This is a genomic window from Streptomyces sp. NPDC055962 (genome assembly GCF_042270185.1).
Classification (GTDB): Bacteria; Actinomycetota; Actinomycetes; order Streptomycetales; family Streptomycetaceae; genus Streptomyces.
In genome coordinates, this window is record NZ_JBHJYN010000005.1 from 369,593 (window position 1) to 394,938 (window position 25,346).

Annotated in this window: 22 protein-coding genes; 19 read left to right on the plus strand and 3 right to left on the minus strand. The window is 70.8% G+C overall.

The window, feature by feature from the left end; genetic code table 11:
• Positions 1 to 6: 6 nt before the first annotated feature.
• Positions 7 to 2,244: an AAA family ATPase gene (locus tag ACFC51_RS17860; protein ID WP_376373478.1), complete on the minus strand. Its 2,238-nt coding sequence runs from the start codon at positions 2,242 to 2,244 to the stop codon at positions 7 to 9.
• A 288-nt stretch (positions 2,245 to 2,532) separates the two neighbouring features.
• Between ACFC51_RS17860 and ACFC51_RS17865 the strand changes: the two genes are divergently transcribed.
• The 6 genes from ACFC51_RS17865 (at position 2,533) to ACFC51_RS17890 (ending at position 9,146) form a co-directional block, all read left to right on the plus strand.
• The gene (locus ACFC51_RS17865) at positions 2,533 to 2,982 is read left to right on the plus strand and encodes a DUF948 domain-containing protein (protein WP_376373593.1); all 450 of its coding nucleotides are present in this window, start codon (positions 2,533 to 2,535) and stop codon (positions 2,980 to 2,982) included.
• Positions 2,983 to 2,989: 7 nt separating this feature from the next.
• On the plus strand, positions 2,990 to 3,286 hold the full coding sequence (locus tag ACFC51_RS17870) for a hypothetical protein (protein WP_376373476.1): 297 nt from the start codon (positions 2,990 to 2,992) through the stop codon (positions 3,284 to 3,286).
• A complete protein-coding gene (gene alaS, locus ACFC51_RS17875; protein ID WP_376529520.1) occupies positions 3,286 to 5,955 on the plus strand; it encodes an alanine--tRNA ligase in 2,670 nt (889 codons plus the stop codon). The genes ACFC51_RS17870 and alaS overlap by 1 nt, the downstream gene beginning before the upstream one ends.
• 8 nt (positions 5,956 to 5,963) lie before the next feature.
• Positions 5,964 to 6,437, plus strand: coding sequence for a Holliday junction resolvase RuvX (gene ruvX, locus ACFC51_RS17880; RefSeq protein ID WP_376529523.1), 474 nt, complete (start codon positions 5,964 to 5,966; stop codon positions 6,435 to 6,437).
• Between the two features lie 100 nt (positions 6,438 to 6,537).
• Entirely contained in the window at positions 6,538 to 8,313 is a 1,776-nt protein-coding gene (mltG, locus tag ACFC51_RS17885) for an endolytic transglycosylase MltG (RefSeq protein WP_376373468.1), read from the plus strand.
• Complete coding sequence (locus tag ACFC51_RS17890; RefSeq protein WP_376373465.1) at positions 8,310 to 9,146, plus strand: shikimate dehydrogenase; 837 nt, start codon at positions 8,310 to 8,312, stop codon at positions 9,144 to 9,146. Before mltG ends, ACFC51_RS17890 begins: the two co-directional genes overlap by 4 nt.
• Positions 9,147 to 9,206: 60 nt before the next feature.
• On the opposite strand, the gene ACFC51_RS17895 is transcribed toward ACFC51_RS17890, so the two are convergent.
• Positions 9,207 to 9,641 carry a hypothetical protein gene (locus tag ACFC51_RS17895; protein ID WP_376373462.1) on the minus strand — a complete coding sequence of 145 codons (435 nt, stop codon included), beginning with the start codon at positions 9,639 to 9,641 and terminating at the stop codon, positions 9,207 to 9,209.
• 298 nt (positions 9,642 to 9,939) lie between these two features.
• On the opposite strand from ACFC51_RS17895, the gene aroC reads away from it, so the two are divergent.
• From aroC to nusB, 7 genes are all read left to right on the plus strand, one after another.
• The gene (aroC, locus tag ACFC51_RS17900) at positions 9,940 to 11,124 is read left to right on the plus strand and encodes a chorismate synthase (RefSeq protein WP_376373459.1); all 1,185 of its coding nucleotides are present in this window, start codon (positions 9,940 to 9,942) and stop codon (positions 11,122 to 11,124) included.
• The gene (aroB, locus tag ACFC51_RS17905; RefSeq protein ID WP_376373456.1) at positions 11,121 to 12,767 is read left to right on the plus strand and encodes a 3-dehydroquinate synthase; all 1,647 of its coding nucleotides are present in this window, start codon (positions 11,121 to 11,123) and stop codon (positions 12,765 to 12,767) included. Before aroC ends, aroB begins: the two co-directional genes overlap by 4 nt.
• Positions 12,764 to 13,207: a type II 3-dehydroquinate dehydratase gene (gene aroQ, locus ACFC51_RS17910; RefSeq protein WP_376373454.1), complete on the plus strand. Its 444-nt coding sequence runs from the start codon at positions 12,764 to 12,766 to the stop codon at positions 13,205 to 13,207. Before aroB ends, aroQ begins: the two co-directional genes overlap by 4 nt.
• Before the next feature lie 108 nt (positions 13,208 to 13,315).
• A complete protein-coding gene (locus tag ACFC51_RS17915; RefSeq protein ID WP_376373451.1) occupies positions 13,316 to 14,155 on the plus strand; it encodes a Pro-rich N-terminal domain-containing protein in 840 nt (279 codons plus the stop codon).
• Between the two features lie 68 nt (positions 14,156 to 14,223).
• Entirely contained in the window at positions 14,224 to 15,330 is a 1,107-nt protein-coding gene (locus ACFC51_RS17920) for a M24 family metallopeptidase (RefSeq protein ID WP_376373448.1), read from the plus strand.
• A gap of 73 nt (positions 15,331 to 15,403) precedes the next feature.
• Positions 15,404 to 15,970: an elongation factor P gene (gene efp / locus ACFC51_RS17925; protein ID WP_329226688.1), complete on the plus strand. Its 567-nt coding sequence runs from the start codon at positions 15,404 to 15,406 to the stop codon at positions 15,968 to 15,970.
• Between the two features lie 2 nt (positions 15,971 to 15,972).
• Positions 15,973 to 16,404: a transcription antitermination factor NusB gene (gene nusB / locus ACFC51_RS17930; RefSeq protein ID WP_031097763.1), complete on the plus strand. Its 432-nt coding sequence runs from the start codon at positions 15,973 to 15,975 to the stop codon at positions 16,402 to 16,404.
• 193 nt (positions 16,405 to 16,597) lie between these two features.
• Here nusB and bldD read toward each other — a convergent pair whose 3' ends face one another.
• Positions 16,598 to 17,098 carry a transcriptional regulator BldD gene (gene bldD / locus ACFC51_RS17935; protein WP_014157378.1) on the minus strand — a complete coding sequence of 167 codons (501 nt, stop codon included), beginning with the start codon at positions 17,096 to 17,098 and terminating at the stop codon, positions 16,598 to 16,600.
• Between the two features lie 221 nt (positions 17,099 to 17,319).
• On the opposite strand from bldD, the gene pyrR reads away from it, so the two are divergent.
• The 6 genes from pyrR (at position 17,320) to carB (ending at position 25,339) form a co-directional block, all read left to right on the plus strand.
• Positions 17,320 to 17,904: a bifunctional pyr operon transcriptional regulator/uracil phosphoribosyltransferase PyrR gene (gene pyrR, locus ACFC51_RS17940; protein WP_376379325.1), complete on the plus strand. Its 585-nt coding sequence runs from the start codon at positions 17,320 to 17,322 to the stop codon at positions 17,902 to 17,904.
• Positions 17,905 to 17,994: 90 nt separating this feature from the next.
• The gene (locus tag ACFC51_RS17945; protein ID WP_376529526.1) at positions 17,995 to 19,011 is read left to right on the plus strand and encodes an aspartate carbamoyltransferase catalytic subunit; all 1,017 of its coding nucleotides are present in this window, start codon (positions 17,995 to 17,997) and stop codon (positions 19,009 to 19,011) included.
• A 2-nt stretch (positions 19,012 to 19,013) separates the two neighbouring features.
• Positions 19,014 to 20,300, plus strand: coding sequence for a dihydroorotase (locus ACFC51_RS17950; RefSeq protein WP_376529529.1), 1,287 nt, complete (start codon positions 19,014 to 19,016; stop codon positions 20,298 to 20,300).
• Positions 20,297 to 20,899 carry a hypothetical protein gene (locus ACFC51_RS17955; RefSeq protein WP_376379316.1) on the plus strand — a complete coding sequence of 201 codons (603 nt, stop codon included), beginning with the start codon at positions 20,297 to 20,299 and terminating at the stop codon, positions 20,897 to 20,899. The genes ACFC51_RS17950 and ACFC51_RS17955 overlap by 4 nt, the downstream gene beginning before the upstream one ends.
• A complete protein-coding gene (gene carA, locus ACFC51_RS17960; protein ID WP_376379313.1) occupies positions 20,896 to 22,038 on the plus strand; it encodes a glutamine-hydrolyzing carbamoyl-phosphate synthase small subunit in 1,143 nt (380 codons plus the stop codon). Before ACFC51_RS17955 ends, carA begins: the two co-directional genes overlap by 4 nt.
• Entirely contained in the window at positions 22,031 to 25,339 is a 3,309-nt protein-coding gene (gene carB / locus ACFC51_RS17965) for a carbamoyl-phosphate synthase large subunit (protein ID WP_376379310.1), read from the plus strand. The genes carA and carB overlap by 8 nt, the downstream gene beginning before the upstream one ends.
• Positions 25,340 to 25,346 lie beyond the last annotated feature (7 nt).

The window sequence follows — 25,346 nt, forward strand, 5'->3', positions numbered from 1 at the left end:
TAGCTCTCAACCGAGCTCGGGCCCGCCCCTCCCTGTCGTACGGGAGGCGGCGGGCCTTCGCGTGTCCCCGGGCGCCGCGGCCGGGGGAGCCTCCTCGGGGGGCGTGGTGCCGTCGGCCCCGGTACCGGACGCCCCCTCCTGGCGGTCGCCGCCGGCCGTCCCCGTCCTGAGCGCCCGGGTCACGACGGCGTCCGGGTCCAGCCGGCGGCCGGAACGCCGCTCCGCTTCGTACCGCGCGTCCCCGAGCTCGGCCCTCGCCCGCTCCTCGCACTCGGCGCGCGGCCTGCCGTAGTGCGCCGAGCCGAACAGGGGCAGGCCCACCGAGGGCCAGATCCGGTCCGCCGCACCCTGCAGCACCGCTGCCTCCGCCGCGTCGCCCTCGGTGAGCGTGATGAGGGCCAGCAGCTCCAGCGAGAGGACCGTGCCGAGCAGGTCGTGGAAGGCGTGTGCGATGGACAGCGACTCCCCGAGCATCCGGCGCGCCGCCCCGCCCCGCCCGGCCTGCAGCGCCGCGTAGCCCAGGACGTACAAGGCGTAGGCCCGGGTCCACCGCTCACCGTGGTCCTCGCAGATCTCGCGGACCTCGTCACAGATCGCCGCGGCCCCCTCCAGATCCCCCCGGAACGCCACGGCCATGCCCAGCTCGACCTGGGCCATCAGCACGTTGCTGTTCAGCTCGCCGATCTCCCGGTAGCGCCCGAGCGCCTCACGCAGCAGTTCCTCCGCGCGCGCAGGGTCGTCCGTGACGATCGACAGACAGCCCGTGCGGTGCACGGCGTACGCCACCGCCGTGGCGTCCCCCGAGCGCTCGCCCTCCTCGCGGCACTCCTGCAGGGCCGACACCGCGCCGACCGGGTCCCCCTGCAGCACGGCCACGTAACCGAGCACCCACAGGGCCTTCAGTCGCGAGTGGTCGTACGGGGTCTCCTCCTCCAGCACGTGGTCCAGCCAGTGGCGCCCCTCGGAGAGGCGCCCGCATCCCGCCCAGTAGAACCAGAGCGTGCCCGCCAGGTACTGCGCGAGATGGACCTCCTCCGGACTCTCCATCGAGCACTCCATGGCCCGGCGCAGATTGGGGAGCTCGCTGTCGATCCGCGCCGCCGCCTCCGCCTGCCTGGGGCTGAACCAGTCGAGCTCGCACCAGGTCGCGAGCCCCAGGTACCAGTCCCGGTGCCTGCGCCGCAGCCGCTCGGCGTCCCCGGTCGCGCGCAGCCACTCGGCGCCGTACTCCCGCACGGTGTCCAGCAGGCGGTAGCGGCTGCCGACGACGGAGTCCTCGCGCACCACCACGGACTGCGCCAGCAGTTCGTCCAGCACGTCCAGCACGGAGTCGGCCGGCAGGCCGGGACCGCTGCAGATGTACTCGACGGCCTCCAGGTCGAACTGCCCGGCGAACACCGAGAGCCGCGCCCACAGCAGCCGCTGTTCGGGGGCGCACAGTTCATGGCTCCAGCCGATGGCCGTACGCAGCGTCTGGTGGCGGGGGAGCGCGCTCGGGCTTCCCCCGGTCAGCAGCCGGAACCGGTCGTCGAGGCGGTGCAGCACCTGCTCCACCGTCAGGGCCCGCAGCCGCCCGGCGGCGAGCTCCAGGGCCAGCGGGATGCCGTCGAGCCGGCGGCAGAGCTCGCGCGCGGTGTCCCGGCCGGCGTCCGTCAGCCGGAACCCGGGCCGGACCGCGGCGGCGCGACGGGTGAAGAGTTCCAGGGCGTCGTCGTCGGCCATCGGCGCGAGCGGGAAGGTGAGTTCGCCGTCCACCCGCAGCGGACGGCGCCCCGCCGCGAGCACCTGGAGGCCCGGTGCCCGGCGCAGCAACTCCCGCACGAGCTCCGCGCAGGCGCCGGCGAGATGCTCGAAGCCGTCGACCACGAGGAGGAGCCGGCGCTCCGCGCAGTGCTCGACCAGCACGGCGCGCGGCGGCCTGTTCGTGTGGTCGGTGAGCCCCATCGCGTCGACGAGCGCGTGTTCGAGGAGGTCCGGGTCGTGGACGGCCGACAGCTCGGCCAGCCAGACGCCGTCGCAGTACCGTTTCTCCATCAGGGCGGCGATCCGCGTGGCGAAACGGGTCTTGCCGACTCCCGCGACGCCCGCCACGGTGATGAGCCTGGACCTGTCCAGGAGCGGGCGGATCTCGGCGAGTTGGGCCTCGCGCCCCACGAAGGCGTTCAGCTCCGCCGGGAGGTTGCCGCGCACGGGGACGGGTTCCGGATCGTCCGGTGAGGGAGAGGGGCGCTGAGGGCGTCGCATGAAACACGCAGAGTACTGGCACGTACGCTCTCCGTACAATCGCCCCGCGTCCGGGACCCGTGCCGCACGCCCCGTGACGACCCGTACCGCACGCCCCGTGACCACCCGTGCCGCACGCCCCGTAATGCGGTACGGCGCGCGACGCCCGGCGCGATAGGCTCGGGGGACGACGATCGGCAGGGGTGGCAGGACGCGCCGGCCGAGCGGCGCCAGGCAGAAACCGGCCGGGGGAGGTCCCGGCCGACAAGGGCGACGAGCAGAGAGCGGTGCACTGTGTCCGGTGGAGAGGTGGCCGGCATCCTGGTGGCTGTCTTCTGGGCGATCCTGGTTTCCTTCCTCGCCGTTGTACTGGTGAGGCTGGCCCAGACGCTCAGGGCGACCACCGCGCTGGTGGCGGACGTGACGGAGCAGGCGGTCCCGCTGCTCGCCGACGCCTCCGCGACCCTGCGTTCCGCGCAGACCCAGCTCGACAAGGTCGACGCCATCGCCAGCGACGTCCAGGAGGTCACCTCCAACGCCTCCGCGCTCTCGACCACCGTCGCGTCGACGTTCGGCGGTCCGCTCGTGAAGGTCGCCGCGTTCGGCTACGGGGTACGGCAGGCGATCGGCCGCCGTACCGCCGCGGAGCCGGAACCGGACCGCAGGGCCTCCCGCCGCACCGTGATCGTCGGCCGTACCGTGCCGTCCGCCCGTGACAGGAAGCGGAACGGCCGAAGCTCCCGCGGACAGAAGGACTGATCCAGCGATGTTCCGCCGTACCTTCTGGTTCACCGCCGGCGCAGCCGCCGGCGTCTGGGCCACCACCAAGGTCAACCGCAAGATCCGGCAGCTGACCCCCGAGAGCCTCGCGGCGCAGGCCGCGGACAAGGCGATCGAGGCAGGTCACAAGCTGAAGGACTTCGCCCTCGACGTCCGTGAGGGCATGGTCAGGCGCGAGGCCGAACTGGGCGGGGCACTCGGTATCGAGGCGCCCGCGGACCCCGATCTCGTCGCCCACCGCACACTCCCCTACAACTCGAACAACCGGAATGAGGACCACTAATGGAGTCGGCTGAAATTCGTCGCCGCTGGCTGAGCTTCTTCGAGGAGCGCGGCCACACCGTCGTGCCTTCGGCGTCGCTCATCGCGGACGACCCGACTCTGCTGCTGGTCCCCGCGGGCATGGTTCCCTTCAAGCCCTACTTCCTCGGAGAGGTCAAGCCGCCCGCCCCGCGCGTCACCAGCGTGCAGAAGTGCGTGCGTACGCCGGACATCGAAGAGGTCGGCAAGACCACCCGCCACGGCACGTTCTTCCAGATGTGCGGCAACTTCTCGTTCGGCGACTACTTCAAGGAAGGCGCCATCGAGCTCGCCTGGGCGGCGCTCACGAACTCCGTCGAGGACGGCGGCTTCGGTCTCGACCCCGAGCGGCTGTGGATCACGGTCTACCTCGACGACGACGAGGCCGAGCAGATCTGGCGCGAGAAGATCGGCGTCCCTGCCGAGCGCATCCAGCGCCTGGGCAAGAAGGACAACTTCTGGTCCATGGGCGTCCCCGGACCCTGCGGCCCGTGCTCCGAGATCAACTACGACCGCGGCCCCGAGTTCGGCGTCGAGGGCGGCCCCGCCGTCAACGACGAGCGCTACGTGGAGATCTGGAACCTGGTCTTCATGCAGTACGAGCGCGGCGCCGGCGACGGCAAGGAGGACTTCCCGATCCTCGGGGACCTGCCGTCGCAGAACATCGACACCGGTCTCGGCCTCGAACGCCTCGCCATGATCCTTCAGGGCGTGCAGAACATGTACGAGACCGACACCCTGCGCGTCGTCATGGACAAGGCCACCGAGCTCACCGGCGTCCGCTACGGCGCCGAGAAGGGCTCCGACGTCTCCCTCCGCGTCGTCGCCGACCACATCCGCACGTCCGTGATGCTCATCGGCGACGGTGTCACCCCGGGCAACGAGGGCCGCGGCTACGTCCTGCGCCGCATCATGCGCCGCGCCATCCGCAACATGCGCCTCATGGGCGCCACCGGTCCGGTCGTCCGTGAGCTGGTCGACGTCGTCGTCGACACCATGGGGCAGCAGTACCCGGAGCTCGTCACCGACCGCAAGCGCATCGAGACGGTCGCCCTCGCGGAAGAGGCCGCCTTCCTCAAGGCACTCAAGGGCGGCACGAACATCCTCGAGACCGCCGTCACCGAGACCAAGGCCGCCGGCGGCAAGGTCCTGGCCGGCGACAAGGCGTTCCTGCTCCACGACACCTGGGGCTTCCCCATCGACCTCACGCTGGAGATGGCCGCGGAGCAGGGCCTTGCGGTCGACGAGGACGGCTTCCGCCGTCTGATGCAGGAGCAGCGGGACAAGGCCAAGGCCGACGCCAAGGCGAAGAAGACCGGCCACGCCGACCTGTCCGCCTACCGCGAGGTCGCCGACAACTCCGGCGTCACCGAGTTCACCGGCTACACCAGCACCGAGGGCGAGTCGAAGATCGTCGGCCTGCTCGTCGACGGTGTGCCCTCGCCCGCCGCCTCCGAGGGCGACGAGGTCGAGGTCGTCCTCGACCGCACCCCGTTCTACGCCGAGGGCGGCGGCCAGCTCGCCGACCAGGGCCGGATCAGGCTCGACACCGGCGCCGTGATCACCGTCCGCGACGTGCAGCAGCCCGTGCCCGGCGTCTCGGTCCACAAGGGCTCGGTCCAGGTCGGTGAGGTGACGGTCGGCGCCTCCGCCTTCGCCGCCATCGACAACACCCGCCGCCGGGCCATCGCCCGCGCGCACAGCGCCACGCACCTCACCCACCAGGCGCTGCGCGACGCCCTGGGCCCGACGGCCGCCCAGGCCGGTTCGGAGAACTCGCCCGGCCGCTTCCGCTTCGACTTCGGCTCGCCCGCCGCCGTACCCGGCACGGTCCTGACCGACGTGGAGCAGAAGATCAACGAGGTCCTCGCCCGGGAGCTCGACGTCCAGGCCGAGGTCATGTCCATCGACGACGCCAAGAAGCAGGGCGCCATCGCGGAGTTCGGCGAGAAGTACGGCGAGCGGGTCCGTGTCGTCACCATCGGCGACTTCTCCAAGGAGCTGTGCGGCGGTACGCACGTCCACAACACCGCCCAGCTGGGTCTGGTCAAGCTGCTCGGCGAGTCGTCCATCGGTTCCGGGGTCCGCCGCATCGAGGCCCTGGTCGGCGTGGACGCGTACAACTTCCTCGCCAGGGAGCACACGGTCGTCGCCCAGCTCCAGGAGCTGCTCAAGGGCCGCCCCGAGGAGCTCCCCGAGAAGATCTCCGGCATGCTCGGCAAGCTGAAGGACGCCGAGAAGGAGATCGAGAAGTTCCGTGCGGAGAAGGTGCTCGCCGCCGCCGCCGGGCTCGTGGAGTCCGCCAAGGACGTGCGCGGCGTCGCCCTCGTCACCGGGCAGGTACCGGACGGCACCACGGCCGACGACCTGCGCAAGCTCGTCCTCGACGTGCGCGGGCGCATCCAGGGCGGCCGCCCGGCCGTCGTGGCCCTGTTCACCACGGCCAACGGCCGCCCGCTGACGGTCATCGCCACCAACGAGGCCGCCCGCGAGCGCGGTCTCAAGGCCGGCGACCTGGTCCGCACCGCCGCCAAGACCCTCGGTGGCGGTGGCGGCGGCAAGCCGGACGTCGCCCAGGGCGGCGGGCAGAACCCGGACGCCATCGGTGACGCCGTAGCCGCTGTCGAACGCCTCGTCACCGAGAAGGCGTGACGCCCGACATGTCGCAGATGCGCCGAGGACGCCGACTCGCGATCGATGTCGGTGACGCCCGGATCGGGGTCGCCTCGTGCGACCCCGACGGGATCCTCGCCACGCCGGTGGAGACCGTGCCGGGACGCGACGTCCCGGCCGCCCACCGGCGGCTCGGCCGGATCGTCGAGGAGTACGAGCCGATCGAGGTCATCGTCGGGCTTCCCCGCTCCCTCGGGGGCGGGGAAGGACCGGCGGCCGCGAAGGTCCGTGAGTTCGCGCAGGTGTTCGCCCGTGCCATCGCACCGATTCCTGTACGTCTCCTGGACGAGAGGATGACCACAGTGACGGCCACTCAGGGGCTGCGCGCTTCGGGCGTGAAGTCCAAGAAGGGCCGGTCTGTCATCGACCAGGCTGCCGCTGTGGTGATCCTCCAGAACGCTCTGGAGTCCGAACGGGCGTCAGGCGCTGCGCCGGGTGAGGGCGTCGAAGTGGTTGTCTGATCGCGATACGGTAACGTTCCGCGCGATGCGCCGGTGTTCGAACAGACACCGCACAGCAAAGCGAAGAGACGGAGCGTCGTCTCGCGGCTCAAGGGGATCGATGACTGAGTATGGCCGGGGCTCCGGCTCCGAACCGTGGCATCCCGAGGACCCCTTGTACGGGGACCAGGGATGGGGAGGCCCCCAGGCCGCCCACGGCCAGGACCAGGGCCAGTACGACGGCCGGCAGCAGCCCTACGCCCAGGACCCCTACGCCCAGCAGGGCTACCCGCAGGACCCGTACGCCCAGCAGCATCAGCAGGACCCGTATCAGCATCAGCAGGACCCGTATCAGCAGCAGCATCAGCAGGACCCCTACCAGCAGCAGCCGTACGGCGTGCCGCAGGACCCCTACGCCCAGCCGCAGTCGCAGCCGCCGTACGACAACGGCGGCTGGGACACCGGCCAGCAGGCGGCGATGCCGTACGGCGCCCAGCAGCACCAGTACGGGAACGGCCCCGGCGGCTACGGCGAGCAGGGCGACTACTACGGCACCTCCGAGGCGTACCCGCCGCCACAGCCCCCGGGCCACCGCGAGCAGGCACCCCGGCAGGACCGGCAGCCTCAGCAGCCCGAGCAGGGCCAGGACTGGGACCCGGACGCGCCGCAGGAGGAGACGCATCCTTTCTTCACGGGCGAGGACGAGCCGGCCGACGGGCGCGGCTCCCGCTCCCGTTCCCGCGAGGACGACGCGTACGACGACGACCCGCGTGAGTCCGGCCGGGGCGGGGGTGAGCGCCGCGGCAAGGGCAAGAAGAAGAGCCGCAACGGCTGCGCCTGCCTCGGTGTGGCCGCGGTCCTCGTCGGAGGCCTGGGCGGAGTGGGCTACTTCGGCTACTCCTACTACCAGAGCCAGTTCGGCGCCGCCCCGGACTACACGGGCAGCGGCACGGGCTCGGTCGAGGTGGAGATCCCGGAGGGCGCGTACGGGAACGAGATCGCGAGCATCCTGAAGAAGGCCGGCGTCGTGAAGTCGTCCGACGCCTTCATTTCCGCGCAGAACGGGAACCCCAAGGGGAAGTCCCTTCAGGCCGGCGTCTATCTCCTGAAGAAGGAGATGTCGGCGGACAGTGCTGTCGAGATGATGCTCGACCCGAAGAGCCAGAACGCTCTCGTCATTCCCGAGGGGACGAGCACCCGCGATATCTACGCTGCCATCGACCGAAGGCTGGAGCTGAAAGCGGGCACCACGGCCGAGGTCGCGCACACGAAGGCCGAGAGTCTCGGGCTGCCCGACTGGGCGGACGACGACCCGAAGATCAAGGATCCGCTGGAAGGGTTCCTCTTTCCGTCCGCCTACGCAGTTCCCAAGGGCTCGAAGCCCGAGGACGCGCTGAAGAAGATGGTCACGCGGGCCAACAAGGAATACGCGAAGCTCGACCTGGAGCAGAACGCGAAGAAGCTGAACCTGGACTCTCCGCTCGACGTCATCACCGTGGCGAGCCTCGTCCAGAAGGAAGGAAAGTACAAGCACGACTTCGACAAGGTCGCGCGGGTGGTCTACAACCGGCTCAAGCCGGACAACCTCGAAACCGTCGGACGGCTCGAATTCGACTCGACGGTCAATTACATTCGAGCTGAGAGCACACTGGACATCGGTGCCGTGGACGACCTTCGGAAGATCAACGATCCGTACAACACGTACAGCATCAAGGGACTCCCTCTCGGGCCGATCTCCAATCCGGGTGCGGACGCGTTGCACTCGGCGATCAGCCCGGCATCCGGCCCGTGGTACTACTTCGTCTCCGTGACCGAGGACAAGACGCTCTTCGCGGTGACGAACGAGGAGCACGAGCGCAACCGCAGGCAGTACGAAGAGAACAAGGCGGACCAGTGAGCGCCACGCACAGGGCCGCCGTCCTCGGCTCGCCCATCGCGCATTCCCTCTCCCCGGCCCTGCACCGCGCCGCGTACGCGGCGCTCGGCCTGGAGGACTGGTCGTACGACCGCTTCGACGTGGACGAGGCGGCGCTGCCCGGCTTCGTCGAGGGCCTGGACAGGTCCTGGGCGGGGCTCTCCCTGACCATGCCGCTGAAGCGGGCGATCATTCCGCTGCTGGACGGGATCAGTGACACGGCGGCGTCGGTCGAGGCCGTCAACACCGTGGTGTTCAGCGAGGACGGCCGCCGTCTCGGGGACAACACGGACATCCCGGGGATGATCGCGGCCCTGCGTGAACGCGGCGTCGAGAAGGTCGAATCCGCCGCGGTCCTCGGAGCGGGCGCCACGGCCTCCTCCGCGCTGGCCGCCCTCGCCGCGATCTGCACCGGGCCCGTCACGGCGTACGTGCGCAGTGCGGCGCGGGCCGACGAGATGCGCGGTTGGGGTGCGCGCCTCGGCGTCGACGTCAGGATCGCGGACTGGGCCGAGGCCGATGAGGCCCTGCACGCGCCCCTGGTGATCGCCACCACCCCGGCCGGCACCACCGACGGCCTCGCCGGCTCCGTACCCCCGGCGCCCGGCACGCTCTTCGACGTCCTCTACGACCCCTGGCCGACCGCGCTGGCCTCGCGCTGGGCGGCGGCGGGGGCGGGCGTCGTGGGAGGCCTCGACCTCCTGGTGCACCAGGCCGTCCTGCAGGTGGAGCAGATGACCGGCCTGGACGCCCCGCTCGCCGTCATGCGCGCCGCGGGTGAGGCCGCGCTGGGCGGGCGTACCCCGGGCGTCTGAGTCCGAGGCGGGAGGGTGGGGCGGCGCACCGTCCCACCCTCGGGCCTGTCTTCCGGACGGTCAGGCGGCCTCGGAGACCCAGCAGGTCTTGTAGGTCACGATCTCGCTGCCCTCCTTGTTGGCGATCTGGATGCCGATGCCGTAGAGGCCGGCGTCGCTCTGGGCGCTGGTGTACCAGGCGCGGCCGCCGGGCGCCCCGCCGTCGTAGGAGTGCCAGCCCCAGTACTTGATGCCGCCGCCGTAGTTGCGGGAGACGAAGCGGACCTCGGGGTGGTGACCGTCGGACGAGATGTCCAGTGCGGTGAGCTCCAGGTCGATGGAGGTGATGGTGCCCTTGCTCCACCAGCGGTACCCCAGCTCACCCTGGGCGCCGCCCGAGGTGCACGTCATGTAGCGCCAGTCGGAGTTGCCCTCCCCGGCGTAAGCGGTGCCACCGAGCGTGGCGGTGAGGGCCAGCGCGGCGCCCAGGGTGAGCGAGATCAGGGACTTACGCATGATGTTCATCCTTGTGGATTATTTGTGTGAAGTTATTGCGCCGTGATTATCACTACTCGTTGACAGGCCGTCAACTGCAATTCAATTCGTCTATTCATATGGCATGTATGGCGTGTGAATGCATGAATGTGGCGACTTTTCCGGTTGATCGGGTCCGGTGTCCGGCCGACAGGGCCGTCCGTCTGATGGACCGGCGGCGGGTCGGCGCTCCGGGTCGTGGGAGGATCAGGGGCGGCGGGCCAGGGCCGCGCACCCGGTCGCGCCGTTGCAGTTACAGGCGCGAGCATGAGGAGCACCGTTGAGCAGGTTGCGCTGGCTGACCGCCGGAGAGTCGCACGGCCCCGCACTGGTGGCGACGCTGGAGGGTCTTCCCGCCGGTATCCCCGTCACCACGGAGATGGTGGCCGACGCGCTCGCCAGGCGACGGCTCGGTTACGGGCGCGGCGCCCGTATGAAGTTCGAGCGGGACGAGGTCACCTTCCTCGGCGGTGTCCGGCACGGCCTGACCATGGGCTCGCCCGTCGCCGTGATGGTGGGCAACACCGAGTGGCCCAAGTGGGAGCAGGTCATGTCGGCCGACCCGGTCGACCCCGACGTGCTCGCCGCTCAGGCGCGCAACGCCCCGCTGACCCGCCCCCGGCCCGGCCACGCCGACCTCGCGGGGATGCAGAAGTACGGCTTCGACGAGGCACGTCCGGTCCTGGAGCGCGCGAGCGCCCGTGAGACCGCGGCCCGTGTCGCCCTCGGCGCCGTTGCCCGGTCGTACCTCAAGGAGACCGCGGGCATCGAGATCGTCTCCCACGTCGTCGAGCTGGCCGCGGCCAAGGCGCCCTACGGCGTCTACCCCAAGCCCTCCGACGTCGAGCGGCTCGACGCCGACCCCGTGCGCTGCCTGGACGCCGAGGCGTCGAAGGCCATGGTCGAGGAGATCGACCAGGCCCACAAGGACGGCGACACCCTCGGCGGAGTCGTCGAGGTGCTCGCCTACGGCGTCCCCGTCGGCCTCGGCTCGCACGTCCACTGGGACCGCAGGCTCGACGCCCGGCTCGCCGCCGCCCTCATGGGCATCCAGGCCATCAAGGGCGTCGAGGTCGGCGACGGCTTCGACCTGGCCCGGGTCCCCGGGTCCAAGGCCCACGACGAGATCCTCGCCACCGAGAACGGCATCAAGCGTGCCTCCGGCCGCTCCGGCGGCACCGAGGGCGGTCTCACCACCGGTGAGCTCCTGCGCGTGCGCGCCGCGATGAAGCCCATCGCCACCGTGCCCCGCGCGCTCGCCACCGTCGACGTCGTCACCGGCGAGGCGGCGAAGGCGCACCACCAGCGGTCCGACGTCTGCGCCGTGCCGGCCGCCGGGATCGTCGCCGAGGCGATGGTGGCCCTGGTGCTGGCCGACGCGGTCGCGGAGAAGTTCGGCGGCGACAGCGTCGCCGAGACCCACCGCAACGTCCAGTCGTACCTCTCCCACCTCCAGATCCGGTGAGCGGCCCGCTGATCGTCCTCGTCGGACCCATGGGGGTCGGCAAGTCCACGGTGGGGGAGCTGCTCGCGGAGCGGCTCGGCACCACCTACCGGGACACCGACGCCGACGTCGTGGCCGCCGCGGGCAAGTCGATCCCCGAGATCTTCTTCGACGACGGCGAGGAGCACTTCCGTGCCCTGGAGTCCGAAGCCGTGCGGGAGTCCCTCGCCGGACACCCGGGGGTCCTCGCGCTGGGCGGCGGGGCCGTCCTCGACGCGTCGACCCGCGCGCTGCTCGCCGGCCACCGGGTCGTCTACCTCTCCATGGACGTGGACGAAGCGGTCAAGCGGGTCGGGCTGAACACCGCCCGCCCCCTGCTCGCCGTCAACCCGCGACGCCAGTGGCGCGAACTCATGGACGCCCGGCGCCATCTGTACGACGAAGTGGCGGACGTGACCGTCACGACCGACGAACGCACCCCCGAAGAGGTCGCCCAGGCGGTCCTCGACGCAACGGAGTTGCCGGAGCGCACGGCCGGGACCGTGCCGTCCGGCCGGGAGAACACAGACATGAGCGAGCAGGGCACCACGCGCATCCAGATCGCCGGGACTGCGGGCACCGAGGCCTACGAGGTGCTCGTCGGCCGCCAGCTCCTCGGCGAGCTGCCGAACCTCATCGGTGACCGTGCCAAGCGGGTCGCCGTACTCCACCCCGAGGCGCTCGCCGAGACCGGTGAGGCGGTCCGCGAGGACCTCGCCGCCCAGGGCTACGAGGCCATCGCGATCCAGCTGCCGAACGCCGAGGAGGCCAAGACCGTCGAGGTCGCCGCCTACTGCTGGAAGGCGCTCGGCCAGACCGGCTTCACCCGCACCGACGTCATCGTCGGCGTCGGCGGCGGCGCCACCACCGACGTCGCCGGGTTCGTCGCCGCGTCCTGGCTGCGCGGCGTGCGCTGGATCGCCGTACCGACGACCGTGCTCGCCATGGTCGACGCGGCGGTCGGCGGCAAGACCGGCATCAACACCGCCGAGGGCAAGAACCTCGTGGGCGCCTTCCACCCGCCGGCCGGAGTCCTCTGCGACCTCGCCGCCCTGGACTCCCTGCCGGTCAACGACTACGTCTCCGGCATGGCCGAGATCATCAAGGCCGGCTTCATCGCCGACCCGGTCATCCTCGACCTCGTCGAGGCCGATCCGCAGGCCGCCCGCACTCCCGCGGGACCGCACACCGCCGAGCTGATCGAGCGTTCCATCCGGGTCAAGGCGGAGGTCGTCTCCAGCGACCTCAAGGAGTCCGGTCTCCGGGAGATCCTCAACTACGGCCACACGCTGGCGCACGCCATCGAGAAGAACGAGCGCTACAAGTGGCGCCACGGTGCGGCCGTCTCGGTGGGCATGGTCTTCGCGGCGGAGCTCGGCCGGCTCGCCGGCCGGCTCGACGACGCGACCGCCGACCGGCACCGTGCCGTCCTGGAGTCCGTCGGACTGCCGCTCACCTACCGAGGTGACCAGTGGCCGAAGCTCCTGGAGAACATGAAGGTCGACAAGAAGTCCCGCGGCGACCTGCTGCGCTTCATCGTCCTGGACGGCATCGGGAAGCCCACCGTGCTGGAGGGCCCCGACCCGTCCGTCCTGCTCGCCGCTTTCGGAGAGGTCTCCGCATGACGGCCCGCAGGGTCCTCGTGCTCAACGGGCCGAACCTCGGACGTCTCGGCTCCCGCGAACCGGACGTGTACGGGGCGACCTCCTACACCGGCCTCGTCGACGCCTGCCGGGCCGTCGGCGAGGAGCTCGGCCTCGACGTCGAGGTCCGGGAGACCAACGACGAGGGCGAGTTGATCCGCTGGCTCCACGAGGCGGCGGACGGCTCGATCCCGGTCGTCATCAACCCGGGCGCCTTCACGCACTACTCGTACGGGATGCGCGACGCCGCGGCCCAGCGCACCGCCGCGCTGATCGAGGTGCACATCTCGAATCCGTACGCGCGCGAGGAGTTCCGCCACACCTCCGTGATCGCCCCGGTGGCCACCGGCACGGTGGCAGGGTTCGGCATCGGCTCCTACCGGCTCGCCCTGCGCGCCCTGGCCGACGAACTGACGGACTGACACCGGGCACTTCCCGCCTTCCCCGCCCGTTCACCGCAGGGCGGCCGGGGAAGGTACGGTTGCCGTTCGACCAGCGCCCATTGCCTGTACGAGACGGAGTGGCACCGGATGCAGCACGCAGTGGGGGCCCCGCTGCCTCCGCCCCAGGGTCCCGGCATCGGACCGTGGACGCAGCAGGCCCAGCAGCCGGGCCACCCCGGCCAGGCCGGGCCGCCGCCGCCCCCTCCCGCGGCGCCGGGGCCGCCGCCTCCCGCGCCCCGTCACGTTCCCGCGGCGCCCGGGCCGCAGCACGCACCTCCGCCTCCTTCCCGGGACACCACCGGACACGTCCAGCTCCCGCCCGGAGGGCCGGTCCCGCTGCCCGCCCCGCCCGCGGAGCCGGGTACCGGTGCCGCGACGCTGGCCGTGCTGCTGATCGGCCCGGCCGGAGCCGGAAAGACCACGGTCGCCAAGCTCTGGGCCGCCCGGCGCAGGGTCCCCACCGCGCACGTGTCCCTCGACGACGTCCGCGAATGGGTCTGCTCCGGATTCGCCGACCCGCAGGCCGGATGGAACGACCACTCCGAGGCCCAGTACCGCCTGGCCCGCCGCACCTGCGGCTTCGCCGCCCGTAATTTCCTGGCCAACGGCATCTCCTGCATCCTCGACGACGCGGTCTTCCCGGACCGGCCCGTCGTCGGCCTCGGAGGCTGGAAGCGGCACGTCGGCCCCGGGCTGCTCCCCGTCGTCCTCCTGCCCGGCCTGGAGGTCGTCCTGGAGCGCAACGCGGCCCGCAGCGGGAACCGCAGGCTCTCCGACGAGGAAGTGGCCAGGATCCACGGCCGGATGGCCGGCTGGTACGGCTCCGGCCTGCCGATCATCGACAACTCCACCTACGACGTCGAGACGACCGCCCGGGTCCTCGACGACGTCCTGGCCCGCTCCATAGCCAGCCCGCCCGCCTGGTAGGGCCCCGTGGTTCCCGGTCGGGTGCGCTGACCGGGCGGGGCTCCGCCCGCGCTCGTAGGCTCGGAACCATGTCAGAGGTGTACGCCGTACGACGCGGGCTGCTGCGTGACCGGTACGCCGCCGCCGGATCCGCGGCCGCACTGGTCTCCCGCCCCGCCAACGTCCGCTATCTCGCGGGTGGGGCCCCGCCGGGCGCCGTGCTGCTGCTCGGCCCCGGTGAGGACGTCCTGCTCTGCCCCCGCGCGCCGACCGGGGACCCCGCCCACGGGCGGCCCGACGAACATCTGCGGCTGACCGTCCTGCCCGACACCGACGGCGACCCGGTGGTCGCGGCGGCGGACCTCGCCGGCGGCCTGCACGCCGACTCCCTGGCCGTCGAGGAACACGACCTGACGGTCTCCCGCCACCGTGCGATGAGCTCCGTCGCCCCGCGCCTGCGCCTCGGCGACCTCGGCGGCACGGTGGAGCAGCTCCGCCTGGTGAAGGACGAGGAGGAGATCGCCTGCCTGCGGATCGCGGCGGAGATCACCGACCAGGCGCTCGGCGAGCTCCTCGAATCCATCCTGGTGGGACGGACCGAACGCCACCTGGCCCTGGAGCTGGAGCGCCGGCTCGTGGACCACGGTGCCGACGGCCCGGCCTTCGCCACCTCGGTGGGGACGGGGCCCCACTCGGGGCTGGGCCGGCACCGGCCCACCGATCGCAGGGTCGAGGAAGGTGATTTCCTCTCCGTCTGCCTCGGGGCGAACTACCGCGGATACCGCTGCGAGATCGGCCGGACGTTCGTCATCGGGACCAGTCCCGCGGAGTGGCAGATCGAGCTCTACGACCTTGTTTTCGCCGCTCAGCGGGCCGGACGTGAGGCTCTCGTGCCCGGTGCCGCCTACCGTGACGTGGACCGTGCAGCCCGCCATCTCCTGGACTCCGCGGGCCACGCCGACGGCCTCCAGGCCTCCACCGGGCACGGGGTCGGACTGGAAATCGACGAGGACCCGCAGTTGGCACCGACAGCCATGGGTAAACTGGACGCTTGTGTGCCGGTCACCGTCGAACCGGGGGTCCACCTCCCGGGCCGGGGCGGTGTCCGGATCGATGACACGCTCGTCGTGCGCCCCGAGGCGGACGGCGGACCCGAGCTACTCACCATTACGACCAAGGAGCTGCTCGCGCTCTAGGAGATCTCCTCGCGGAGGCTCCGGCGCGCATCCCCGGTCGTCCACCAGCTTCAGTCCAGGAGATTCCGCAACCGTGGCTTCCACGAACGACCTCAAGAACGGCCTGGTGCTCAAGCTCGACGGAGGCCAGCTCTGGTCCGTCGTCGAGTTCCAGCACGTCAAGCCCGGCAAGGGCCCCGCCTTCGTGCGCACCAAGCTCAAGAACGTGCTCTCCGGCAAGGTCGTCGACAAGACGTTCAACGCCGGCGTGAAGGTCGAGACGGCCACCATCGACCGCCGTGACATGCAGTTCTCGTACATGGACGGCGAGTACTTCGTCTTCATGGACATGAGCACGTACGACCAGCTCATGGTCGACCGCAAGGCCGTCGGCGACGCCGCCAACTTCCTGATCGAGGGCTTCACCGCCTCGGTCGCGCAGCACGAGGGCGAGGTGCTCTACGTCGAGCTGCCGGCCGCCGTCGAGCTGACCATCCAGCACACCGACCCCGGTGTCCAGGGCGACCGCTCCACCGGTGGCAGCAAGCCCGCCACCCTGGAGACCGGTTACGAGATCGGCGTGCCGCTCTTCATCACCACCGGCGAGAAGATCAAGGTCGACACCCGTACGGGCGACTACCTCGGCCGGGTGAACAGCTAACCGTGGCTGCCCGGAACAAGGCCCGCAAGCGCGCCTTCCAGATCCTCTTCGAGGCCGACCAGCGCGGTGAGTCCGTGCAGACGGTCCTCGCGGACTGGGTACGGCTCTCGCGGACCGACGACCGTCAGCCGCCGGTCGGTGAATTCACGATGGAACTGGTCGAGGGGTACGCGCAGTACGCCGACCGGATCGACGACCTCATCGTCACCTACGCCGTGGACTGGGAGATCGACCGCATGCCGGTCGTCGACCGGAGCATCCTGCGGCTCGGTGCGTACGAGCTGATCTGGATGGACTCGACCCCGGACGCCGTCGTCATCGACGAGGCGGTCCAGCTCGCCAAGGAGTTCTCCACGGACGACTCCCCGGCTTTCGTGAACGGCCTGCTGGCCCGGTTCAAGGACCTCAAGCCGAACCTCCGCCGGGAGCAGTAGCCTCCGGCGGCGCCGAGCCGAAGAAGGGCCCACGGTCGACGTGACCGTGGGCCCTTCGGCGTACCCCGCCTGATCCCGGTGTCCGGCTCACCCGAGGGGATCCCGGTGGGGGTGCGTACGTATGGGAACGCCGGGTGGGCGGGGCCCTGGGGACCCCGCCCACCCGGCGGTACGCGTCTGATTCCGGAGCCGGTCAGCCCTCGTCGTGCGCCACCGCGCGGCGCGCGTCGGCGTCCAGAACGCCCCAGCTGATCAGCTGCTCCGTGAGCACGGACGGCGACTGGTCGTAGATGACGGCGAGCGTCCGCAGGTCGTCCTGGCGGATCGAGAGCACCTTGCCGTTGTAGTCGCCGCGCTGGCTCTGGATCGTCGCCGCGTAACGCTGCAGCGGTCCGGCCTTCTCCGGCGGTACGTGGGCGAGGCGCTCGAGGTCGAGGACCAGCTTCGGCGGCGGCTCGGCGGCACCGCCGGGGGTCGTGCCGGGCAGGAGCTCCTGCACCGGGACACCGTAGAAGTCGGCCAGCTCGGCAAGGCGCTGCACGGTCACGGCGCGGTCGCCGCGCTCGTAGGAACCGACCACGACGGCCTTCCAGCGGCCCTGCGACTTCTCCTCCACGCCGTGGAGGGAGAGGCCCTGCTGGGTGCGGATGGCGCGGAGCTTGGCCCCGAGCTGCTTTGCGTATTCGCTGGACATAAGGCTCCCCGGACGCTGGAACATTCTGCGGCTGGGCCGCGTGGCTGGTAACTCACTGTGAGGTTACGCAGCGTTACTTGGCTGCGTCAAGCCGAAAGGTCCGGTCTGCCACCTCCCGGGGGTGGGGCCAGGGGCTCGCACAAGCCCTGGTAACGTGGATGACGCAATTTCGACGTCCTTTAACGTCCGTCCAGTGAGGCGGAGAAGGAGGTCCGTTTCTTATGGACGCACAGCATGACCACACCGGCAATGCGGCACGGCCCGTTCTCGAGGCTCCCGACATCGCCCGGGCACTGACCCGAATCGCCCACGAGATCGTCGAACGCGCCAAGGGCGCCGACGACGTGGTGCTTCTCGGCATCCCGACACGCGGGGTCTTCCTCGCCCGTCGGCTCGCCGGAAAACTCGAAGAGATCACCGGCCGGAAGACGCCGGTCGGGTCACTCGACATCACGATGTACCGCGACGACCTCCGGTTGCGCCCCGCGCGCGCCCTGGGACGCACCGAGATCCCCGGTGAGGGCATCGAGGGCCGTCTCGTCGTGCTCGTCGACGACGTGCTTTTCTCCGGCCGGACGATCCGCGCCGCACTCGACGCGCTCGGCGACATCGGCCGGCCCCGTGCCGTGCAGCTCGCGGTCCTCGTCGACCGCGGACACCGGGAGCTCCCGATCCGCGCGGACTACGTCGGCAAGAACCTCCCCACCTCGTTGCGGGAGACGGTCAGGGTCCAGCTCGCCGAGGAGGACGGCCGCGACGCCGTGCTGCTCGGCGTCAAGCAGACCGTCCCGGCAGGCGAGCAGTAGCGGAGCCCCGTCCCGTGCGTCCCACCGGCCGCACGGCTGCTCCGCCACGCCCGCCGGCCCGATTCCTCCACCCTCCACGGAGAACTCCAGATGCTGCGCCCTCCCGGGGACAACCCCCGGACCCCCCGTCACCTCATCTCGGCCGCAGACCTCACCCGCGACGACGCCGTCCTGATCCTCGACACCGCCGAGGAGATGGCACGGGTCGCGGACCGGCCGATCAAGAAGCTCCCCACGCTGCGTGGACGAACGGTCGTCAATCTTTTCTTCGAGGACTCGACCCGCACGAGGATCTCGTTCGAGGCCGCCGCGAAGCGCCTCTCCGCCGACGTCATCAACTTCTCCGCGAAGGGCTCGTCCGTTTCCAAGGGCGAGTCGCTCAAGGACACGGCCCTGACCCTGGAGGCCATGGGCGCCGACGCCGTCGTCATCCGGCACGGCGCCTCCGGTGCCCCGTACCGCCTCGCCACCTCCGGCTGGATCGACAGCGCGGTCGTCAACGCGGGCGACGGCACGCACGAGCACCCCACCCAGGCGCTGCTGGACGCGTTCACGATGCGCCGCAGGCTGGTCGGGCCCGACGCCGGCATCGGCCGGGACCTCGAAGGCCGGCGGATCACGATCGTCGGCGACGTCCTGCACAGCCGCGTCGCCCGCTCCAACGTCCACCTCCTGCACACGCTAGGTGCCCACGTCACCCTGGTGGCCCCGCCCACCCTCGTGCCGGTCGGCGTCGAGCACTGGCCCTGCGACGTCAGCTACCGCCTCGACGACGTGCTCCCCAAGTCGGACGCGGTCATGATGCTCCGTGTGCAGCGCGAGCGGATGAACGCCGCCTACTTCCCGACCGAGCGCGAGTACTCCCGCCGCTACGGCCTCGACGGCGAACGTATGGCGAAGATGCCGGAGCACGCCATCGTCATGCACCCCGGACCGATGGTCCGCGGCATGGAGATCACGGCCGAGGTCGCCGACTCCGACCGCTGCACCGCCGTCGAGCAGGTCGCGAACGGCGTCTCCACCCGCATGGCCGTCCTGTACCTGCTGCTCGGCGGCTCCGAGACCGCCCTGCCCTCCGCCTCCGCCCGTACCGAGGAGAACAAGTGACCATGAGCAAGATCCTGATCCGCGGTGCGAAGATCCTCGGCGGCGAGCCGCAGGACGTCCTCATCGACGGCGAGAACGTCGTCGAGGTCGGCACCGGCATCGAAGCGGGTGACGCCACCGTGATCGAGGCAGCCGGCCAGATCCTGCTGCCCGGCCTCGTCGACCTCCACACCCACCTGCGCGAGCCCGGACGCGAGGACTCCGAGACCGTCCTCACCGGCACCAAGGCCGCCGCGGTCGGCGGCTTCACCGCCGTCCACGCCATGGCCAACACCTTCCCCGTCGCCGACACCGCCGGCGTCGTCGAGCAGGTCTGGCGGCTCGGCAAGGAGTCCGGCTACTGCGACGTGCAGCCCGTCGGCGCCGTCACCGTGGGGCTGGAGGGCAAGCAGCTCGCCGAGCTCGGCGCCATGCACGACTCCGCCGCCGGGGTGAAGGTCTTCTCCGACGACGGCAAGTGCGTCGACGACGCCGTGATCATGCGCCGCGCCCTGGAGTACGTGAAGGCCTTCGACGGCGTCGTCGCCCAGCACGCCCAGGAGCCCCGCCTCACCGAGGGCGCCCAGATGAACGAGGGCGTCGTCTCCGCCGAACTCGGTCTGGGCGGCTGGCCCGCCGTGGCCGAGGAGTCGATCATCGCCCGCGACGTCCTGCTCGCCGCCCACGTCGGCTCCCGGGTGCACATCTGCCACCTGTCGACCGCCGGCTCCGTCGAGATCGTCCGCTGGGCCAAGTCCAAGGGCTGGAACGTCACCGCCGAGGTCACTCCCCACCACCTGCTGCTCACCGATGAACTCGTGCGGACCTACAACCCGGTCTACAAGGTGAACCCGCCGCTGCGCACCGAGGCCGACGTCATGGCCCTGCGCGAGGCGCTCGCCGACGGCACCATCGACTGCGTGGCCACCGACCACGCCCCGCACCCGCACGAGGACAAGGACTGCGAGTGGGCCGCCGCCGCCATGGGCATGGTGGGCCTGGAGACCGCGCTCTCCGTGGTCCAGCAGACGATGGTGGACACCGGACTCCTCGACTGGGCGGGCGTCGCCGACCGCATGTCGCTGCGCCCCGCGGCCATCGGCAGGCTCGAAGGACACGGCAGGCCCGTCTCGGCGGGTGAGCCCGCCAACCTCACCCTGGTCGATCCGGCATACCGTGGAGCCGTGGACCCCGCGGGCTTCGCCTCCCGCAGCCGCAACACTCCGTACGAGGGTCGCGAGCTGCCCGGCCGAGTCACCCACACCTTCCTGCGGGGCCGTGCCACGGTCGTCGACGGGAAGCTCGCGTGACAACACTCAACCTCCTCCACCAGCTGGCCGCCGAGCAGAAGTCGGCCGAGGTGACGGACTGGTCCGCCCGCATCAGCTGGGTCCTCGGACTGCTCCTGTTCATCGCGTTCGTCTACTGGCTGATGCGCCAGGGATGGAAGTGGCGGGGCCGGCTGCAGTCCGGCCTGCCCGCGCTCGCGACCACCCCCGAAGGGTTCGCGGACGGCGAGCCGCTCCTCACCCTCACCGGCCGCTACCACGCCTCGACGACCGCCGGGCAGTGGCTCGACCGGATCGTCGCGCACGGCCTCGGCACCCGCAGCAGGGTCGAGCTGACCCTCACGGAGCAGGGTCTCGACGTCGTACGCCCCGGGGCGGCGGACTTCTTCGTACCGGCCGCGGCGCTCCGCGAGGCCCGGCTCGACAAGGCACTCGCAGGCAAGGTCCTGCCCGAGGGCGGCCTCCTGGTCATCACCTGGGCGCACGGCGACCAGCTGATCGACTCCGGGTTCCGCTCCGACCACGCGGCCGAGCACCAGGCATGGGTCGACGCCGTCGACCGCCTCACCGGCTCGGCCGGCAAGAACCTCACCAACACGACGGAAGGCACCGTACGATGACGATCTCCACCCGGGGAGCCGGAAAAGCTCCCGCCGTACTCGTCCTGGAGGACGGCCGCTCCTTCCGCGGCCGCGCCTACGGGGCCGTGGGGGAGACCTTCGGAGAAGCGGTGTTCTCCACCGGTATGACCGGTTACCAGGAGACGCTGACCGACCCCTCCTACCACCGCCAGGTCGTCGTCATGACCGCCCCGCACGTCGGCAACACCGGCGTCAACGACGAGGACCCCGAGTCGAAGCGGATCTGGGTCTCCGGCTACGTCGTGCGCGACCCCGCCCGGGTCCCCTCCAACTGGCGCTCCCGGCGCTCGCTGGACGAGGAGCTCGCGAGCCAGGGCGTCGTCGGTATCAGCGGCATCGACACCCGCGCCCTCACCCGCCACCTGCGTGAGCGCGGCGCCATGCGCGTCGGCATCTTCTCCGGGAACTCCCTCCAGGACGAGGGCATGCTCCTCGCCAAGGTCCGGCAGGCCCCCGAGATGAGCGGCGCCGACCTCGCCGCCGAGGTCGCCACCGAGGAGGCGTACGTCGTCCCCGCGATCGGCACCAAGAAGTTCACCGTCGCCGCGATCGACCTCGGCATCAAGGGCATGACCCCGCACCGCATGGCCGAGCGCGGCATCGAGGTGCACGTGCTGCCGGCGACCGCCACCCTGGAGGACGTGTACGCCGTCGAGCCCGACGGGGTCTTCTTCTCCAACGGCCCCGGCGACCCGTCCACCGCCGACCACCCGGTCTCCGTCATGCGCGGCGTCCTGGAGCGGAAGACCCCGCTCTTCGGCATCTGCTTCGGCAACCAGATCCTGGGTCGCTCGCTCGGCTTCGGCACCTACAAGCTGAAGTACGGCCACCGCGGCATCAACCAGCCCGTGCAGGACCGCACGACCGGCAAGGTCGAGGTCACCGCGCACAACCACGGCTTCGCCGTCGACGCCCCGCTCGACAAGGTCTCCGACACGGAGTTCGGCCGCGCCGAGGTCTCCCACGTCTGCCTGAACGACCAGGTCGTCGAAGGGCTGCAACTGCTCGACCAGCCGGCCTTCAGCGTCCAGTACCACCCCGAAGCGGCTGCGGGCCCGCACGACGCCGCGTACCTCTTCGACCGTTTCGTCACCCTGATGGAGGGCCAGCGTGCCTAAGCGCTCCGATATCCAGTCCGTCCTGGTCATCGGCTCCGGTCCGATCGTCATCGGGCAGGCCGCCGAGTTCGACTACTCCGGCACCCAGGCGTGCCGCGTGCTCAAGGCCGAGGGCCTGCGCGTCATCCTGGTGAACTCCAACCCGGCGACGATCATGACCGACCCGGAGATCGCCGACGCCACGTACGTCGAGCCGATCACCCCCGAGTTCGTCGAGAAGATCATCGCCAAGGAGCGCCCCGACGCGCTGCTCCCGACCCTGGGCGGCCAGACCGCGCTCAACACCGCGATCTCCATGCACGACAACGGCGTGCTGGAGAAGTACGGCGTCGAGCTCATCGGCGCCAACGTCGAGGCCATCAACAAGGGCGAGGACCGCGACCTCTTCAAGGGGGTCGTCGAGGCCGTCAAGGCGAAGATCGGCTACGGCGAGTCCGCCCGCTCCGTCATCTGCCACACCATGGACGACGTCATCGCGGGCGTCGACACGCTCGGCGGCTACCCCGTCGTCGTCCGCCCCTCCTTCACCATGGGCGGCGCCGGCTCCGGCTTCGCCCACGACGAGGAGGAGCTGCGCCGCATCGCGGGACAGGGCCTCACCCTCTCGCCGACCACCGAGGTGCTCCTGGAGGAGTCCATCCTCGGCTGGAAGGAGTACGAACTGGAGCTGATGCGCGACAAGAACGACAACGTCGTGGTCGTCTGCTCCATCGAGAACTTCGACCCGATGGGCGTCCACACCGGTGACTCGATCACCGTCGCCCCCTCGATGACGCTCACCGACCGTGAGTACCAGCGGCTGCGCGACATCGGCATCGCGATCATCCGCGAGGTCGGCGTCGACACCGGTGGCTGCAACATCCAGTTCGCCATCGACCCCACCGACGGCCGGGTCATCGTCATCGAGATGAACCCGCGCGTCTCCCGCTCCTCGGCGCTCGCCTCCAAGGCCACCGGCTTCCCGATCGCCAAGATCGCCGCCAAGCTGGCCGTCGGCTACACGCTGGACGAGATCCCCAACGACATCACCGAGAAGACGCCGGCCTCCTTCGAGCCGACCCTCGACTACGTCGTCGTCAAGGCCCCGCGTTTCGCCTTCGAGAAGTTCCCGTCCGCCGACTCCACCCTCACCACCACCATGAAGTCGGTGGGCGAGGCCATGGCCATCGGACGCAACTTCACCGAGGCGCTCCAGAAGGCCCTGCGCTCCCTGGAGAAGAAGGGCTCGCAGTTCGCGTTCACCGGGGAGCCCGGCGACAAGGCCGAGCTGCTCGCCGAGGCGGTCCGCCCCACCGACGGCCGCATCAACACCGTGATGCAGGCGATCCGTGCCGGCGCCACCCAGGAGGAGGTCTTCGACGCCACGAGGATCGACCCCTGGTTCGTCGACCAGCTCTTCCTGATCAAGGAGATCGCCGACGAGCTGACCGCGGCCGAGCGCCTCGACACCGAGCTGCTCGCCGAGGCCAAGCGGCACGGCTTCTCCGACGCGCAGATCGGCGAGATCCGCGGCCTGCGCGAGGACGTCGTGCGCGAGGTCCGGCACGCCCTCGGCATCCGCCCGGTCTACAAGACGGTCGACACCTGTGCCGCCGAGTTCGCCGCGAAGACGCCGTACTTCTACTCCTCCTACGACGAGGAGAGCGAGGTCGCGCCGCGCACCAAGCCCGCGGTGATCATCCTCGGCTCCGGCCCCAACCGCATCGGCCAGGGCATCGAGTTCGACTACTCCTGCGTCCACGCCTCCTTCGCCCTGAGCGACGCGGGCTACGAGACCGTGATGGTCAACTGCAACCCGGAGACCGTCTCCACGGACTACGACACCTCCGACCGGCTCTACTTCGAGCCGCTCACCCTCGAGGACGTCCTGGAGATCGTGCACGCCGAGTCGCTGGCGGGCCCGATCGCCGGTGTCGTCGTGCAGCTCGGCGGCCAGACCCCGCTGGGCCTGGCGCAGGCGCTCAAGGACAACGGCGTGCCGGTCGTGGGGACGTCCCCCGAGGCCATCCACGCCGCCGAGGACCGCGGCGCCTTCGGCCGGGTGCTCGCCGAGGCCGGCCTGCCGGCCCCGAAGCACGGCACGGCCACGACCTTCGGCGAGGCCAAGGCCATCGCCGACGAGATCGGCTACCCGGTCCTCGTCCGCCCGTCGTACGTGCTCGGCGGACGCGGCATGGAGATCGTCTACGACGAGACCCGGCTGTCCTCGTACATCGAGGAGTCCACCGAGATCAGCCCCACCCGGCCGGTCCTGGTCGACCGCTTCCTCGACGACGCCATCGAGATCGACGTCGACGCGCTCTACGACGGCACCGAGCTCTACCTCGGCGGCGTGATGGAGCACATCGAGGAGGCCGGCATCCACTCCGGCGACTCCGCCTGCGCGCTGCCCCCGATCACCCTCGGCGGCTACGACATCAAGCGGCTGAGGGCCTCCACCGAGGGCATCGCCAAGGGCGTCGGCGTACGCGGACTGATCAACATCCAGTTCGCCCTCTCCGGCGACATCCTCTATGTCCTCGAAGCCAACCCGCGCGCCTCGCGGACCGTGCCCTTCACCTCGAAGGCGACCGCGGTGCCGCTCGCGAAGGCCGCCGCCCGCATCTCGCTGGGCGCGACCGTCGCGGAGCTGCGCGAGGAGGGCCTGCTGCCGAAGACCGGCGACGGCGGCACCCTGCCGCTGGACGCGCCGATCTCCGTCAAGGAGGCCGTCATGCCCTGGTCGCGCTTCCGCGACATCCAGGGCCGCGGCGTCGACACGGTCCTCGGCCCGGAGATGCGCTCCACCGGTGAGGTCATGGGCATCGACTCCGTCTTCGGCACGGCGTACGCCAAGTCGCAGGCCGGCGCCTACGGACCGCTGCCCACCAAGGGCCGCGCGTTCATCTCGGTCGCCAACCGCGACAAGCGCACGATGATCTTCCCGGCCCGCGAGCTGGTCGCCCACGGCTTCGAGCTGATGGCCACCTCCGGCACCGCGGAGGTCCTCAAGCGCAACGGGATCAACGCCACCGTCGTGCGCAAGCTCTCCGAGGGCGAGGGCCCGAACGGCGAGAAGACCATCGTCCAGCTGATCCACGACGGCGAGGTCGACCTCATCGTCAACACCCCGTACGGAACGGGCGGCCGGCTCGACGGCTACGAGATCCGCACCGCGGCCGTGGCCCGCTCCGTGCCGTGTCTCACCACGGTCCAGGCACTCGCCGCAGCCGTGCAGGGCATCGACGCGCTCAACCACGGCGGGGTCGGCGTACGTTCCCTCCAGGAACACGCGGAACATCTGACCGCGGCCCGCGACTAGGAAGCCA

What these genes read in the sequence shown, in the direction of transcription:
- ACFC51_RS17860 (WP_376373478.1), bottom strand. Translation starts at nt 2,244, where the DNA reads ATGCGACGCCCTCAGCGCCCCTCTCCCTCACCGGACGATCCGGAACCC.
- ACFC51_RS17870 (WP_376373476.1), top strand. Translation starts at nt 2,990, where the DNA reads ATGTTCCGCCGTACCTTCTGGTTCACCGCCGGCGCAGCCGCCGGCGTC.
- alaS (WP_376529520.1), top strand. Translation starts at nt 3,286, where the DNA reads ATGGAGTCGGCTGAAATTCGTCGCCGCTGGCTGAGCTTCTTCGAGGAG.
- ruvX (WP_376529523.1), top strand. Translation starts at nt 5,964, where the DNA reads ATGTCGCAGATGCGCCGAGGACGCCGACTCGCGATCGATGTCGGTGAC.
- mltG (WP_376373468.1), top strand. Translation starts at nt 6,538, where the DNA reads ATGACTGAGTATGGCCGGGGCTCCGGCTCCGAACCGTGGCATCCCGAG.
- ACFC51_RS17895 (WP_376373462.1), bottom strand. Translation starts at nt 9,641, where the DNA reads ATGCGTAAGTCCCTGATCTCGCTCACCCTGGGCGCCGCGCTGGCCCTC.
- aroQ (WP_376373454.1), top strand. Translation starts at nt 12,764, where the DNA reads ATGACGGCCCGCAGGGTCCTCGTGCTCAACGGGCCGAACCTCGGACGT.
- ACFC51_RS17915 (WP_376373451.1), top strand. Translation starts at nt 13,316, where the DNA reads ATGCAGCACGCAGTGGGGGCCCCGCTGCCTCCGCCCCAGGGTCCCGGC.
- ACFC51_RS17920 (WP_376373448.1), top strand. Translation starts at nt 14,224, where the DNA reads ATGTCAGAGGTGTACGCCGTACGACGCGGGCTGCTGCGTGACCGGTAC.
- bldD (WP_014157378.1), bottom strand. Translation starts at nt 17,098, where the DNA reads ATGTCCAGCGAATACGCAAAGCAGCTCGGGGCCAAGCTCCGCGCCATC.
- pyrR (WP_376379325.1), top strand. Translation starts at nt 17,320, where the DNA reads ATGGACGCACAGCATGACCACACCGGCAATGCGGCACGGCCCGTTCTC.
- ACFC51_RS17945 (WP_376529526.1), top strand. Translation starts at nt 17,995, where the DNA reads ATGCTGCGCCCTCCCGGGGACAACCCCCGGACCCCCCGTCACCTCATC.
- ACFC51_RS17950 (WP_376529529.1), top strand. Translation starts at nt 19,014, where the DNA reads ATGAGCAAGATCCTGATCCGCGGTGCGAAGATCCTCGGCGGCGAGCCG.
- carA (WP_376379313.1), top strand. Translation starts at nt 20,896, where the DNA reads ATGACGATCTCCACCCGGGGAGCCGGAAAAGCTCCCGCCGTACTCGTC.